This is a genomic window from Oceanobacillus sp. FSL K6-3682, from assembly GCF_037976165.1.
Taxonomy (GTDB): Bacteria; Bacillota; Bacilli; order Bacillales; family Amphibacillaceae; genus Oceanobacillus; species Oceanobacillus sojae.
The window spans coordinates 2,166,123-2,179,707 of sequence record NZ_CP150263.1 but is presented as its reverse complement, the minus strand read 5'-3'; the positions used below and the strand labels follow the sequence as shown (position 1 = coordinate 2,179,707).

Annotated in this window: 14 protein-coding genes; 7 read left to right on the top strand and 7 right to left on the bottom strand. The window is 36.9% G+C overall.

All coding sequences use genetic code 11. The annotated features are described in order from the left end of the window. Positions 1-17: 17 nt before the first annotated feature. Together pheS and MHH51_RS10860 are read right to left on the bottom strand one after the other, a co-directional pair. A complete protein-coding gene (gene pheS, locus MHH51_RS10865) occupies positions 18-1,052 on the bottom strand; it encodes a phenylalanine--tRNA ligase subunit alpha (protein ID WP_339286048.1) in 1,035 nt (344 codons plus the stop codon). Positions 1,053-1,442: 390 nt separating this feature from the next. Further along, positions 1,443-2,189: an RNA methyltransferase gene (locus MHH51_RS10860; RefSeq protein WP_339286047.1), complete on the bottom strand. Its 747-nt coding sequence runs from the start codon at positions 2,187-2,189 to the stop codon at positions 1,443-1,445. Positions 2,190-2,281: 92 nt separating this feature from the next. Between MHH51_RS10860 and sspI the strand changes: the two genes are divergently transcribed. The 6 genes from sspI (at position 2,282) to MHH51_RS10830 (ending at position 8,490) form a co-directional block, all read left to right on the top strand. Further along, on the top strand, positions 2,282-2,497 hold the full coding sequence (gene sspI, locus MHH51_RS10855; RefSeq protein WP_147207963.1) for a small acid-soluble spore protein SspI: 216 nt from the start codon (positions 2,282-2,284) through the stop codon (positions 2,495-2,497). Positions 2,498-3,059: 562 nt separating this feature from the next. Next, the gene (locus MHH51_RS10850; protein ID WP_339286046.1) at positions 3,060-4,658 is read left to right on the top strand and encodes a DUF6583 family protein; all 1,599 of its coding nucleotides are present in this window, start codon (positions 3,060-3,062) and stop codon (positions 4,656-4,658) included. 36 nt (positions 4,659-4,694) lie between these two features. Beyond that, positions 4,695-5,924, top strand: a complete 1,230-nt coding sequence (locus MHH51_RS10845) for an ABC transporter permease (RefSeq protein WP_339286044.1) — start codon at positions 4,695-4,697, stop codon at positions 5,922-5,924. Further along, the gene (locus MHH51_RS10840; RefSeq protein WP_339286042.1) at positions 5,921-7,066 is read left to right on the top strand and encodes an ABC transporter permease; all 1,146 of its coding nucleotides are present in this window, start codon (positions 5,921-5,923) and stop codon (positions 7,064-7,066) included. Before MHH51_RS10845 ends, MHH51_RS10840 begins: the two co-directional genes overlap by 4 nt. Next, positions 7,050-7,724 (top strand): ABC transporter ATP-binding protein, encoded by a 675-nt coding sequence (locus tag MHH51_RS10835; protein ID WP_156985424.1) that lies wholly within the window; start codon positions 7,050-7,052, stop codon positions 7,722-7,724. Before MHH51_RS10840 ends, MHH51_RS10835 begins: the two co-directional genes overlap by 17 nt. A 127-nt stretch (positions 7,725-7,851) precedes the next feature. Continuing rightward, a complete protein-coding gene (locus MHH51_RS10830) occupies positions 7,852-8,490 on the top strand; it encodes a lytic transglycosylase domain-containing protein (RefSeq protein WP_147207968.1) in 639 nt (212 codons plus the stop codon). A 74-nt stretch (positions 8,491-8,564) separates the two neighbouring features. On the opposite strand, the gene MHH51_RS10825 is transcribed toward MHH51_RS10830, so the two are convergent. The 5 genes from MHH51_RS10825 to MHH51_RS10805 all read right to left on the bottom strand — a co-directional run bounded on the left by MHH51_RS10825 (position 8,565) and on the right by MHH51_RS10805 (position 12,799). Then, positions 8,565-9,548, bottom strand: a complete 984-nt coding sequence (locus tag MHH51_RS10825) for a ring-cleaving dioxygenase (RefSeq protein WP_339286040.1) — start codon at positions 9,546-9,548, stop codon at positions 8,565-8,567. Positions 9,549-9,692: 144 nt separating this feature from the next. Then, positions 9,693-10,778 carry a M42 family metallopeptidase gene (locus tag MHH51_RS10820; RefSeq protein ID WP_339286038.1) on the bottom strand — a complete coding sequence of 362 codons (1,086 nt, stop codon included), beginning with the start codon at positions 10,776-10,778 and terminating at the stop codon, positions 9,693-9,695. A 182-nt stretch (positions 10,779-10,960) separates the two neighbouring features. Further along, positions 10,961-11,452: a dUTP diphosphatase gene (locus tag MHH51_RS10815; protein WP_156985426.1), complete on the bottom strand. Its 492-nt coding sequence runs from the start codon at positions 11,450-11,452 to the stop codon at positions 10,961-10,963. Between the two features lie 85 nt (positions 11,453-11,537). Beyond that, positions 11,538-12,095 (bottom strand): TetR/AcrR family transcriptional regulator, encoded by a 558-nt coding sequence (locus MHH51_RS10810; protein ID WP_147207972.1) that lies wholly within the window; start codon positions 12,093-12,095, stop codon positions 11,538-11,540. Continuing rightward, positions 12,092-12,799 carry an MBL fold metallo-hydrolase gene (locus MHH51_RS10805; protein WP_147207973.1) on the bottom strand — a complete coding sequence of 236 codons (708 nt, stop codon included), beginning with the start codon at positions 12,797-12,799 and terminating at the stop codon, positions 12,092-12,094. Before MHH51_RS10805 ends, MHH51_RS10810 begins: the two co-directional genes overlap by 4 nt. 217 nt (positions 12,800-13,016) lie before the next feature. Between MHH51_RS10805 and MHH51_RS10800 the strand changes: the two genes are divergently transcribed. Next, positions 13,017-13,415 (top strand): sigma-w pathway protein ysdB, encoded by a 399-nt coding sequence (locus tag MHH51_RS10800; protein WP_147207974.1) that lies wholly within the window; start codon positions 13,017-13,019, stop codon positions 13,413-13,415. Positions 13,416-13,585 lie beyond the last annotated feature (170 nt).

Here is a 13,585-nt window from a genome sequence, read left to right as displayed (position 1 = left end):
CTCTCCTCCTTCTTCTCTTACGCTTGATGATATTGTGATAGGAAACGGACATCATTGGTGTAGAAGTGACGAATATCATTTACACCATATTTCAGCATCGCAATACGTTCCTGTCCCATTCCAAATGCAAATCCGCTGTAAACTGTGGAATCATAACCGCTCATTTCCAATACACGCGGGTGAACCATTCCACCGCCTAAAATTTCAATCCAGCCAGTCTGTTTACAAACAGAGCATCCTTCTCCATTACACACCTTACAGGAAACATCCATTTCAACAGATGGTTCAGTAAACGGGAAGAAAGATGGACGCAAGCGAATTTTACGATCCTTCCCGAACATTTTTTTCGCGAATACATCTAATGTACCTTTTAAATCACTTAACGTAATATTTTTATCTACTACTAACCCCTCAATTTGTCTGAATTGGTGAGAGTGTGTTGCGTCATCTGTATCGCGGCGGTACACTTTGCCCGGGCAGATCATTTTTATCGGACGGTTTCCCCGATATGCTTCCATTGTCCGGGCCTGTACCGGTGATGTTTGTGTACGCAGAAGAAGTTCATTTGTAATAAAGAAAGTGTCCTGCATATCACGAGCCGGGTGATTTTTCGGTAAATTTAATTTTTCAAAATTATAATAATCTGTTTCAACCTCCGGGCCTTCTTTCACTTCATAGCCCATTCCGATAAACAAATCCTCTATTTCTTCCATAATGCTGGTTAATAAATGTCTGCCCCCAACATGGACTGGATTTCCCGGCAGTGTCACATCAATGGTTTCTGTTTCCAGCTGTTTATCCAAAGCTGCTCTTTCTAATTTTTCTGTTTTTGCATCTAACGCTTCTGTAATAGATGCTCGAACATTATTAGCAAGTTCACCAATAACTGGACGCTCTTCCTTAGATAATTTGCCCATACCACGAAGAACAGTGGTCAAAGAGCCTTTTTTACCTAAATATTTTACTTTCATCTCTTGTAAAGCCTGACTATCTTCCGCTTTTTCAACAGCTGCGAGGGCTTCTGATTCTATCGCCTGTAATTCTTCTTTCATCGTGCTAAATACCTCCTTTTAATGCTTTCCTTGTTTTCGATGGACTTTTTAAAAACATAAAAAAGCTCCGTCTCCAAAAAAGGGACGAAGCTATATGGTCGCGGTACCACCCTTGTTGACTGAACAAATGTATCCAATCCAACTCTTGCCTCATAACGGATGGCATCCGAATCACCTTTACATTCGATTATGGTCCAAGTGTCCGCTCCAGAGTGAAATGTAATCAACCTGAAATGATAAAGATGCTTCCAGTCAAGGCATCTTCTCCCTGAATCACTTCTACAGGCAGTTACTTGCTCTTTCATTGCGTTTTGTTGTTTGTTCTCAAGCTGTGAGAACAGATTAATTATATTACAGCTATTATAGAAAAATTATGTCTCCGTTGCAAGCCTAATTCTTTAAATGATACAATAAAACCCCTGCTGCAATGCTGACGTTTAATGATTCTGCCTTGCCAAGGATAGGAATCGTCACGCGTTCATCCGCTTTTTCTAACAAAGATTCCTTTACTCCTGCACCTTCATTACCAAAAATAATTGCTGTTTTTTGCGGTACTGGCAGCTTTTTATAGTTTTCCGCTTTTTCCAAGGCTGTAGCCCAAACAGTGTAATCTGATTGTTTCAATCGGACAGTCTCTGCTTCCAATTCTGCATGCAGAATTGGCAAATGGAAAATCGATCCTTGTGTTGCGCGGATTACTTTATCATTATACAAATCGACACAGCCCTCGCCCAGCACGATTCCATCAACCCCTGCAGCATCAGCAGTGCGTATAATCGTTCCTAAATTACCCGGATCCTGAATAGCATCCAGCAGAACTACTACCTCTCCGTTTACTGCGTTATCTTTCTTCATTTCGACCACAGCCATAATTCCCTGAGGCGAAGCAGTAAAGGAAAGCTCTTTAAATACTTGTTTAGTCACTTGGGTAACAGGAAGATTATCCGCAGTCTCCGGCACAGATACCTCCTCAGAAATAATAATTTCTTTTGTAATCCAATTACTTGATAATGCTTCTTCTATTAAATGTGATCCTTCAATTAGGAAAGTATTCGTCTGCTTACGATATTTTCTCTGATGTAATTTTTTTAACGTCTTTATTTTCTCATTCTTTACAGATGTAATCACTTTATTCATCCTATCCCATTTTAAATTCTAATTACATCATACATAAATTCACGACTAATGGTCAAACTACTTTTAATATCACAAATAAGGAGTGAATAGTGATGGATTTAAATATCCGTAAAGCAATTTATGCAAACATATCGAATAATGATCAAGAACAATTAGAAGCAACTATCGTCGATGCAATTAATAATGGAGAAGAAAAAATGCTCCCTGGTCTTGGAGTTCTTTTTGAACTGATTTGGAACCATTCCAATGAGGAAGAGAAAAAAGAGATGATATCTTCTTTAGAATCCGGGATTCAAAACGATTTATAATTTCTTAATATCCAGATATATTCTTTTTATTTTATAAAAGAAAAATAAAAAAATATGCTTTTGAGTACCTTCCTGCAGAACAAAAATACATGCTGCTTCCAAACAGAATCCGGCATGTATTTTTATTTTTGTAAAACAGCAAATTCTCCAGTCAAAAAATGCTCTGTTTTCTTGTCCCTCAGAAAATTCGACAAAATTAGCAAACTTTGAAACCTTTTTTTATTTTTTTCGTATTTCATTGTAGATAAAAGCTAGTATATTTTGTTCAGTAATCTGCTGCCAAGCTGTTTATTATTATCTTAAAAAGGGAACAGCAAATCAAGCTTAGCTGTAGGAAATAAAGACTAAGAAGGGTTTGACTACCGATTCCTTTAATGTTATAACGAATTGAGGCAGTTTTTCATATTATAAATTTTTGATTCTAATTCTCAGCTGGCGAATATAATTTATAGTATGAAAAAAAGGAATGGCAGCCTGGCAAAATTTACATATGCTAAGCTTTTACGTCCATTTTAAAATGTGCAAATTGCGCAAATATAGTTTTAAGAAAGGAGCATGTACTTTGGCTGAAAATGATAATGAACAACCAAAGAAGAAAGGTCTATCGAAAGGAATTATTGCTATTATTATTGCTGTAATCGTCCTGGCTGGCGGAGGTGCAGCGGCATTCTTCCTGACAGCATCTACACCAAAAGCAACATATTTCCAAGCTGAGAAAAATTCTATTGAACAACTTCAAACTTTTGTGGAAACACGATATGAGGATGAATTAAACTGGTACGAACAATCATTAGAGAACCCTGTTTCCCAAACAGTAAATCTTGGATTAAACTTGGAAGGGCTTGAAAATTCCTATTATGCCGATCCACAAATAATCGCTATGCTCTCTAATGCTGAGCTCTCAATAAACTCAGAGACAGATATGGAGAACAAACAGGCATACAGTGATTTATCCGTCAACGTTGGCGGTATGGACTTCAGCGGCATAGCCGGCTATGTTGAAGGTCCTGATGTATACGCCCAGCTTCCTTTCCTGGATGAAGTTCTTAAAATTTCTGATGAGGATATTGGAAGTGTATTAACTCAATTTGATCCTTATACTTTTACAGGCAATGAACGATTAGGTATTGAAGAGCTTGTATTTGATAATGAAGCTGTTTTATTAACAGAAGAAGAAGAAAAATACATTCAAGATGAATATCTCATGTTCATTTATGAGGAGCTTCCAGATGATTCCTTTGAGAGTGATAAAGAGGATGTGGAAGTAAACGGCGATTCTATCAATACTGAAAAAATCACGATGAACCTTTCAGAAGATGAACTGAAATCAGTTATCACTTCTGTACTGGAAAAAATGAAGGGCGACGACGAATTCAAAGAAATTTTAAAAGGTCAGTTCGAACAAACTGCTTATATGCCTCTTGAAGACCCGGCAGTAATTGAAGAGCAGCTTAATGAAGTAATGGCAGAATTCGACAATGCTATTGACCAGGGTATCGAACAGGTTGACAGCTTCCAATTCCCTGATGGACTTCAATCTACACTTTGGGTATCTGATAACAAAGTTGTACAGCGCGACTTTTCTATTAGTCTAGCACCTGAAGGCGAAGAACCAGTTACTATTAATTTGTCAGGTGGACAATTATTTAAAGATGACCAAATTTATTTTGATCATACATTAACGATGAATGATGACTCCGAAGAAGTATCTATTGCGTTTAATGGTGATTTCCAAGGTACCGGAGATACTGTTACAGATAATGCAAATCTTAATTTTGCATTTGACGATGGCTATACCCCTGTTGAATTTGCTGCTGCTTATACTGGGGATGAAACGTTAGATGGTTCCACTCGTGATTTCGACCGTCAGCTGCAAGTCACTGTAGAAAATGAAACAGTTAATCTTGGCTGGACCGGCGATTCTACCTATGATGGTGACCAAATGAATTCAAATAATAATATTGCATTGGATTTCCCTGGTTATGTCGAAAATGTATCCATGGATTTAAATACAGAAGGTGCTGTTATTGATGCTGTAGAAGGTATCGATACATCGAATGTCGTTGATCTTGGTGCAATGTCCGCTGAAGAACTGCAAGAATACTTCCAAGGGGATTTCACCAATCAGCTTGATCAATGGTTAATGCAATTTGGATTCTAATCTAAGTATTATTGAATTAGAAAGAAAAGAGTGTGCATGATCATGATTTTTTTCAAACAAACTGGGCTTTTTATAAAAAATCATATACGGCAACTCAAGAGGAAGTGGTATTCACTTCCTCTTCTTTTCATATTTCCTCTTGCTTTAGCAGGACTTATGATGATGATTGTTGGCAGTTTTTTTACCCAGGATGAAAATGAAGCCATTCAATTAGGTTTAGTTGATTTAGATAATTCAACAGAGACGGAAATGATGGTTCAATTATTAGAACAATCCTCAGGTTTTATTGATTTTTTAGAAGTCAAAGAATTATCCGAGGAAGAAGCAATGAAACAGATTGAATTAAATAATTTAAGTACATATATCGCTTTCCCTAAAGGGTTTATTCAGGACCTGTATCAGGGATATTCTGTGGAGGTTCCCATTGTCGGGAACAGACAGCAGCAGCTGGAAAGCTACATGATTAATGAGACTCTGCAAAGTGTCGTGCGTCATATTCGTTCCTCACAGGCTAATATTCTGACAATGAATTATTATGCGAAACAATTTAATATGGATGATGATGCAAGAAATGACTTTGTTTTTGAACAATTTCAGGAATTTCTACTTTATACAGTCGGCAGAGACCAGGTTATCAGAGAACGGACTTTATCAAATCAGGCTAGCTCATCCCCTGTTTCCTATTTCAGTTTGGGAGCATGGTTTATTATCAGCAGTTTATGGCTATTTTCCCTATATTATTTTTTTACCAAAGAAAATCCGGCTTTAATCAGTCAGCGCATCCGATTATATGGGGCTACACAATTCAGACAGATACTCGCAAAAATAATTGTAACGCTGATAGTGTCCCTCATTTTGGCTTGTCTCTCATTTTTCTCTTTGCTTTATTTCTTAGATATTGAGCTTACGCAGGAAAATATATTTCGGACAATAACACTTATTTCAATCTATCAAGCTGGTTTCATTCTTTCTCTAGCTGTTTTTGAGGTGCTTATTTCATCGTTGAAATTACGGTTATTCGTTCAAATATTTTTTGTGTCTGTGTTAATTTTATTTAGCGGTGCTGTTATACCGACACTTTATCTGCCAATGGGAATTCAGGATTATCTCCCCTATTCTTATGCCTATAACAGTCTTTATTGGCTTCAGGAAATAATCCTGAACCAAAGACATTATGCCGAATATACTTCCAGTCTTCTTCTAATCGGGATTCTGATCTTCCTGTTACTGGGACTATTAAGCTGGAAGGAGCGCAGAAGCATATGATGGATATAATTACTACACGATGGCTGCATGCAAAAAAACATCTCCTATCCATTTTATTTTGGGCTGTCTTCCCTATTCTTTTCACTTGGATAATTATCTCCGGGACAGGGGCTATCCAGGATCAAAGCTCCATTCCAGTTGGAATTATTCTGGAAGAAGATTCTGATCTGGCAGTTCAATTAAAAGAAAAACTTGATTCATCTGATTTAATTCGTGTGATTGAGATGGAAAATGAAACAGAAGCCAGACAAATGGTTGCTACACATGAACTGGACAGCGCATTTATCATTAAAAAAGGATATAAAGCTGCAATTGATGCTGGACAACGGAACCGGTTAATTACAAGTTACCGGACAGATTTATCGATGGGGTATACACCTGTTGTTGAAATGATTGCTTCCTATGTTCAGGAGGATAGTGGAAAATCAAAAACAGCATACACCATTATGAATTTAGGAGAAACATTAAACAGCTCTTCCATACCAGGCTATGATGAAATAATTAATGAGATTTATTCTATTGAAGAAAGTGAAAACCTTATTTTCACTAATTTCACTCTCCTGGGAGAAGATACAGATGCAGATACAGGATTTTCTTTATTTCAAAATCCTTGGGGACTCTGGTCTATCGTTGCTCTATTGTCCACCTTCTTTTTATTTGATTGGCTGATAAAAGAAAGAAATGCGACCGTCCGTATCCGTTTTATATTTAATCGCTTATCTTTTCAGCAATATTTAGTATGCAATCTTCTTCTTTATAGTTTGGGGCTATTGCTGTTAGATATAATCACTTGGGGAGCTTTCCATGTTTTACATGATGAAGGGTTTAATATTACACAACTTGTATATATATTTAGTTTCCGTTTAACTATTTGTATCCTTGTCTTTTTAATAGGTTTACCCTTTAAAAAACTGCTTCCCTATTATATAACTGCCGTTCTAATTATTTTAGTAACCATCGTTATCAGTGGAATTATTTTACCGATGGACGGCGTTTACGAAAGCTATCCATGGGTTGCTGCCTTAAATCCATTAAGACAGATTGTTTATGAACAATGGTGGAGCGGCTGGACATTTATTGGGCCGATTTGTTTAATTGCTTGGTATGTGAAAGGAGGTTACAATAATGCAGCTGGAAATTAATAATGTGTCGAAATCATTCGGCAAAAAGAAAGTACTTGAAAATCTGTCTTTTGAAGTAAATTCCGGTGAAATTATCGGGTTAGTTGGAGAAAATGGAGCGGGTAAGTCCTCCCTGCTGCATATTTTAGCAACTATTTCAAAGGCAGATTCGGGCAGTATCCGCTTAGGAAAATGGATATATGGGAAAAATCGTAAACAGCTGCGCAGAATGGTTGGTTTCGTACCACAGGATATCGCTTTATGGGAAGACATGTCCGTGGAAGAAAATATGCTTTTTTTTGAAAAGCTTTCCTGGATAAATCGCTCGAAGATTGAATTAAAACAGCTTTGTGAGGATATGGAATTATTAAAATGGAAAGAGCCTGTCCACACATTATCTGGTGGAATGAAGCGAAAATTAAATATGGCAATCAGTTTAATCCATAATCCCGGCCTATTATTGCTGGATGAACCGACAGTCGGGATTGATTTACGATCCAAAAAAGAAATTGCCGAATATCTTAAGCAAACAGCTCAGGTTGACAATAAAATGATTATGTATACTTCACATGATATGGATGAAATTCAAAGTATATGCGATGCTGTCGTGTGTATTGGAAACGACCCCTTTTATGAAAATTTGCTGCGTGAAGCAAACATGAAAATTATCTCTATATAATATTGCCTAAAGGGCTGAAAACAGATAGAATATGAGTAATAGGAATTTTTAACAAATGGATTAAATACTTTATAAATACACAGGACAAAAAATTACTCTTCAGCTCATATACGGACGGTGAATATAAATGGAAATTAATACAAATCAACGGACTAACCCTTTTGAGGCTTTATCTATGACTCCTGCTGCCGGTGAAGTCACTGAAAATAGCGGCTTTGGCGCTAAGTCCTTTCAACAGCTGCTCTTAGAACGAATTCGTGAAGCAGAAGAACGGACAGCACAGGATTTTGGCTCTAATCTTAGCCAGTCCAGCTTTGCCCCACCATTGACTCAAGCGGCAGCAGCAATTCAAACCTCAGCAAAGCAGTCTGTTAATGGAATTGGATCAAATTATCAGGATATCATTCAACAAATGGCAAGTAAGTACAATATTAGTGAGAGTTTAATTCATGCTGTAATTAAGCAGGAATCTAATTTCAACCCTAATGCAACAAGTCCAGTCGGTGCCCAGGGTTTAATGCAGTTAATGCCGAAAACAGCAGCGGGCTTAGGAATTACAAATTCATATGATCCCCGGCAAAATATTGAGGGCGGAGCAAAGTATTTAAGCCAAATGCTGAAAAAATATAACGGAAATACGGAATTGGCATTGGCAGCTTATAATGCCGGTCCTGGAAATGTAGATAAATATCAGGGTATCCCGCCATTTAAAGAAACAACTGCCTATGTATCTAAAGTAATGAATACATACCGTTCATTAGCTTAGGTTCCTGTCAGCATACTTGATATAAAAAAGGATTCGTCTGTTTTTGACAACGAATCCTTTTTATTTATAATTTTTTATTCATATTCTTTCTCTATTACCTTATTGCTCCGAACGGTATCAATTTCTCTTACCTGACTTTCAATTTGTTCACGCTGTGACTCAAGAAATGGCGGCAACGATAATTTTTCTCCAAGCGTTTCATATGGCTCATCCTCCATAAATCCAGGACCGGCTGTTGCTAATTCAAATAATACCTGTGGTGCTACCGGAGTATATAACGAGCCGAAATAAAAGCGCTCGACAAATCCGGAAGTTTGAAGACCAAATTGTTCTATTCTCCGCTGCCATTTCTCTAAATCTTCGCGTTCATCTACACACAATGCTGCATGATGCACTGTACCATAGCCCTGTCTGGCCGGCGGTAATTCTTCATTATGCTCGACAATGATCCGGGCGCCATTTCCACCTTTATCTATTTCAAAAAGATGAAGTGATGCTTCACTGGAAACCTCATTGTACATAAATATTTTTTCTAATACCTGCTTGAAGAAATTAAAATCAGCAACACGTACGACTACTGGGCCCAGTCCAGTAATTCCATATTCTGATGGGATTGGGCCATCTTTCCATGGCTTGCCTGAGACCCTTCCGTTATTATTCTCATCCGAAACAAGCTGATACTTTTGATCATCAAAATCGGAGAAGGATAATGTTTTCACGTCGAATTGCTGTTCAATTTCTGTGTGTTTAATTCCAAGACGGTCAAAGCGTTTCTTCCAATATTCAAGTGCAGCATCACTTGGTACACGTAAGGATGTTTTATAGATTTCATTTGTTCCGTGAGAACCTTTAGGGATACCCGGGAAGTCAAAAAATGTCATATCTGTCCCGGCATTTCCCTCATCATCTGCAAAGAATAAATGATAGGTTTGTATGTCATCCTGATTAACTGTTTTCTTTACTAAACGCATACCGAGCACATATGTGAAAAATTCATAATTCTTTTCTGCACTGCTTGTTATTGCCGTAACGTGGTGCATGCCACGAATTGGATTCATTGAAAAAACTCCTTTTATATTTAATTAATAAATATTTAATTAAATATAATTTACCATGGTATTTGATTTCTGTCAAGAATACCCTTTTCTATAAAAAACCGTACATTTTAACAGTCTCAAAATGTACGGCATAAATCATTATTATTAAGCTTTAATAAGAGTATCTAAGGTTTTGCGATCCAATTTTTTAATCACAGCTGTTAATAATTTCACAGCATTCTCATAATCATCACGATGTAGAATTCCTGCATGTGAATGAATATAGCGGCTAGCTACTGTAACAGATAGAGATGGAACACCATTGCCAGTCAAATGAATAGAGCCTGAATCTGTACCGCCGCCAGCCATAGAAGTAAATTGGTAAGGGATATTATTCTCCTCTGCTGTCTCAACAACTAAATCACGCAGTCCCTTATGAGAAATCATAGAAGCATCATACAATACAATCTGAGGGCCTTCACCAAGCTTGCTGTCCGCATCTTGCTTAGCAATGCCCGGTGTATCTCCCGCAATACCGACATCTACACCAAATCCGATATCCGGCTGAATCAGATGAGAAGATGTTTTTGCTCCACGCAAGCCAACCTCCTCTTGTATTGTTCCTACACCATAAACAGTATTAGGATGTTCCTCATCTTTTAAAGCTTTCAATACATCGATTGCAATCGCTAAGCCAATACGATTATCCCAAGCTTTAGCCATAAGTAATTTTTCATTCTTTAATTGTGTAAATTCAAAATAAGGAACGACAGAATCTCCAGGCTTCACACCAAATGATTCTGCTTCTTCTTTACTTGTCGCGCCAATATCAATAAACATATCTTTTATTTCATAAGGTTTCTTTCTGGCTTCAGCACTCAATATATGCGGAGGCTTAGAGCCGATAACACCAGTCACATCTCCCTTTGAGCCCATAATCGTTACACGCTGCGCCAGCATAACCTGATTCCACCAGCCTCCAGCTGTCTGGAAATAGAGAAAACCGTTTTCATCAATGCGTGTCACCATCAGACCAATTTCATCTAAATGTCCCGCAATCATTATATTAGGTCCATTCTCGTCTCCTGTCTTTTTAGCAATTGAGCTGCCTAAATTATCTGTTGTCAGTTCATCTGCATAGGGCCTGATATAACTCTCAAACATTTCCCGTACTTCTTTTTCGTTCCCTGGTATTCCTTTTGCATCTGTTAAATCCTTTAGCATTGTCAATGTGTTATCTAGCTTTGTCATATTCATAATCTCTCCTTCATATAGTGAAACCTCATCCAGCCGGAGGTTACGATTTTCCCAGGTGGGATGATAATTTTATTAATTAGGCTTATACCGAGAGTTACTGCCCCTTGTATATCATACTCAAATATCCTTCGTATCTTTGAAGCGGAGTTTTACTGCCGGTTAAATGGAGAAAAGAGTTAATAGCCTTGATCCTGGCGCTGATAGTTAATTTGATTTTTCTCCCAATATGCTTTTTGAATATCGGAATCAGTAAATCCAAGCTGATTTCCTAATTGCAGACTCCAGCTAAATAATTGCTGATAATTTTCATTCAGCGGGTTATCCCGGTAAGCAATAGCTTTTCTATATACTTGGTAAAAACATTCTGATTCTGTCATGTTTTCTTCCGGCTTAATCTTTCCATCTGCCTGATAAATATACCCATTCTCAATTCCAATTGACATCAGGAAATGTAACACATCTACATATTCTTCTAAAATATCCTGTTGATTATTTCTTGCTTTTGTACTCCAGAATTTAAAGCATCGTGTTTCGTTTGCAAGCTCTCCAAGTTCAACAAGGAGGGCCAGATGCTTTTCATGAAATAAATTTACGCTGGACAAATCATGATTGTTTTCAATATATGTATCCAATTTCTTTTGCATTTCAAATAGCTGATTCCAATCCAATTTATCTCCTCCTTGTCTGCCATCTCTTCCATTTTATCACAGACTTTTTAGAAATGCTTTTTATATTGATTAATCTCTTTGAGTTCTATTCAGAATCCAAATCTGTCAAAATTATATTTAACCCTATTGAAAAGCTTTTTTCCAGCTCTTGAGGAAGCCCGAAAGCATCATCCATTTCTAATAGAGCAAAGCCATGCAGGTAACTTCTTAATGTCCGGATAAAATGTATGGTATCATCCTCTGACAAGGCATATTTTTGCAGTATTTTAGAAAATATTTCGATAATCTGCTCAGATAACTCTTTTGTTTCATCACTTTTCCATAACTTCACTTTTTGTACTAGTTGATATTGACCCGGCCATGTCTTTGCAAAATTTTTGTACTCCTGTGCAATTGCCCATAGAGCTTCCTTCTTTTCCAGTCCAATGCTTGTAACCACAAGTTTATCATACAAATTTCTCATACTTCTTTGCGCAGCGATGTCTAGTAAATCTTCTAAATTTGCTATATGATTATATAACGATGGTGGTTTAATGCCTAGCTGCATGGCTATATTTTTTATCGTAACTTCCTCGATTCCCTTCTGATCAAGCAGTTCCAGTGCTGCGTCAGTAATTAATTCTTTCGTTATTTTTTTTCTCATTTTCCAACCCCGGCTTCTGCTTTTCTTATTGCTTTTTTCATTTGTTCCTCCGGATTAACTAACATATCTCCGTGTCCCACTGCAAGTAATTTCGGATTAAGCTCCAATAATTTCACTGCGCTCTTCACAGCTGTTTCTTTATCCCATGTTGCAGCTTTCGGAAAAGGAAAGAGCCATTTTAATACTCCAGAAACAGCTATACCGCCTCTTGTTTGAAATGCATCTCCTGCAATAAGTGACTGGTGCTGCGCCTCAAAAAAAGTTACTGAACCCGGCGTATGTCCCGGAGTTGAAATGACTTCTAAAGTATCAATCTTATCTCCCTCCTCAAAAGTAAAATCAATCGGTATATCCCTTTTCGGAAATCCTCCCTTTATTGGTTTATCGGACTCATCTGCCTTCAGACGAAAATCTTTCTTTAACAAGCATCTGTCCCGTTTAGATATTCCTACTGACACATCAGGAAAAACCTTTTTAAAATAAGGTACTCCATTGACATGATCACCGTGTGCGTGGGTCAAAATTAATTTACTTAACTGCTTTCCCGTTTGATCTGTCATTTGTTTTATTTCATTGACAAATTTCCCGGTTCCCATGTCAATACAGATTAAATCCTTCTCCTGCTCAAGGACAAAACAATTAATTGGGAAAATACTCGGCAGAAATGTTATCTGATATAAATTATTATGTTGCTCTATTTTCAATTAAATCACCCTCTAACTAATATAATTAACATATTAACTAACACGATTAGTTTAGTCAACAAAAACTTTTTAATTCTAAATTTAACATGATTAATTTGTTTTGCCGTAAAAATATAAACTTTCTATATTTTTTATAATAAAATATTATTCTCTTGAAACTTTTTGTTTCTTCATTCGTATGTAGTGGTAACAGGACGTTTCTAAGGAGTAGATAATTATGGTCATCATTATCTTTCGGATATTATTAGTGATAGCAGTTGCATTGCTTATTTATACATGGATTCAATACTTAAAAAAACCTGAACGCAAGCTGCGCCTTTCTCAGGAAAATCAGGGGTTCTATTTATTAGATGAGCATAATAATAATCAGAAAAATTTTCAATTAACTTATAAAGGATGTCTTTTTATTGGTGAGAAATATTTAGGAACAACAGAAGACGCTTTTGAGGTGGTTGATATCCATATTACTGTTAAGAATCCATTAGAGCTTCGCGGATTAACCAGAGAGGATTTATACTTTTTAGAGCAGGAAATATTAATTCACTATCCGCATGCTTCTATCACCTGGAAGCATCCGATTAATGAACTTATTATAACGGAAATCACAAAAGAATAACCAGCTGCAACAGGACTGGTTATTCTTTACACAAATGGAGCTTCTTTATCCGTAAAACGATAGAAATAAGGCATCACACTAAAACAAATAAGCAGCATAAAAAGAACTATCGGGATCATAACTGTCCAGGAAACGCTCATTATATTCATAACAAATATAATAATCAGTAT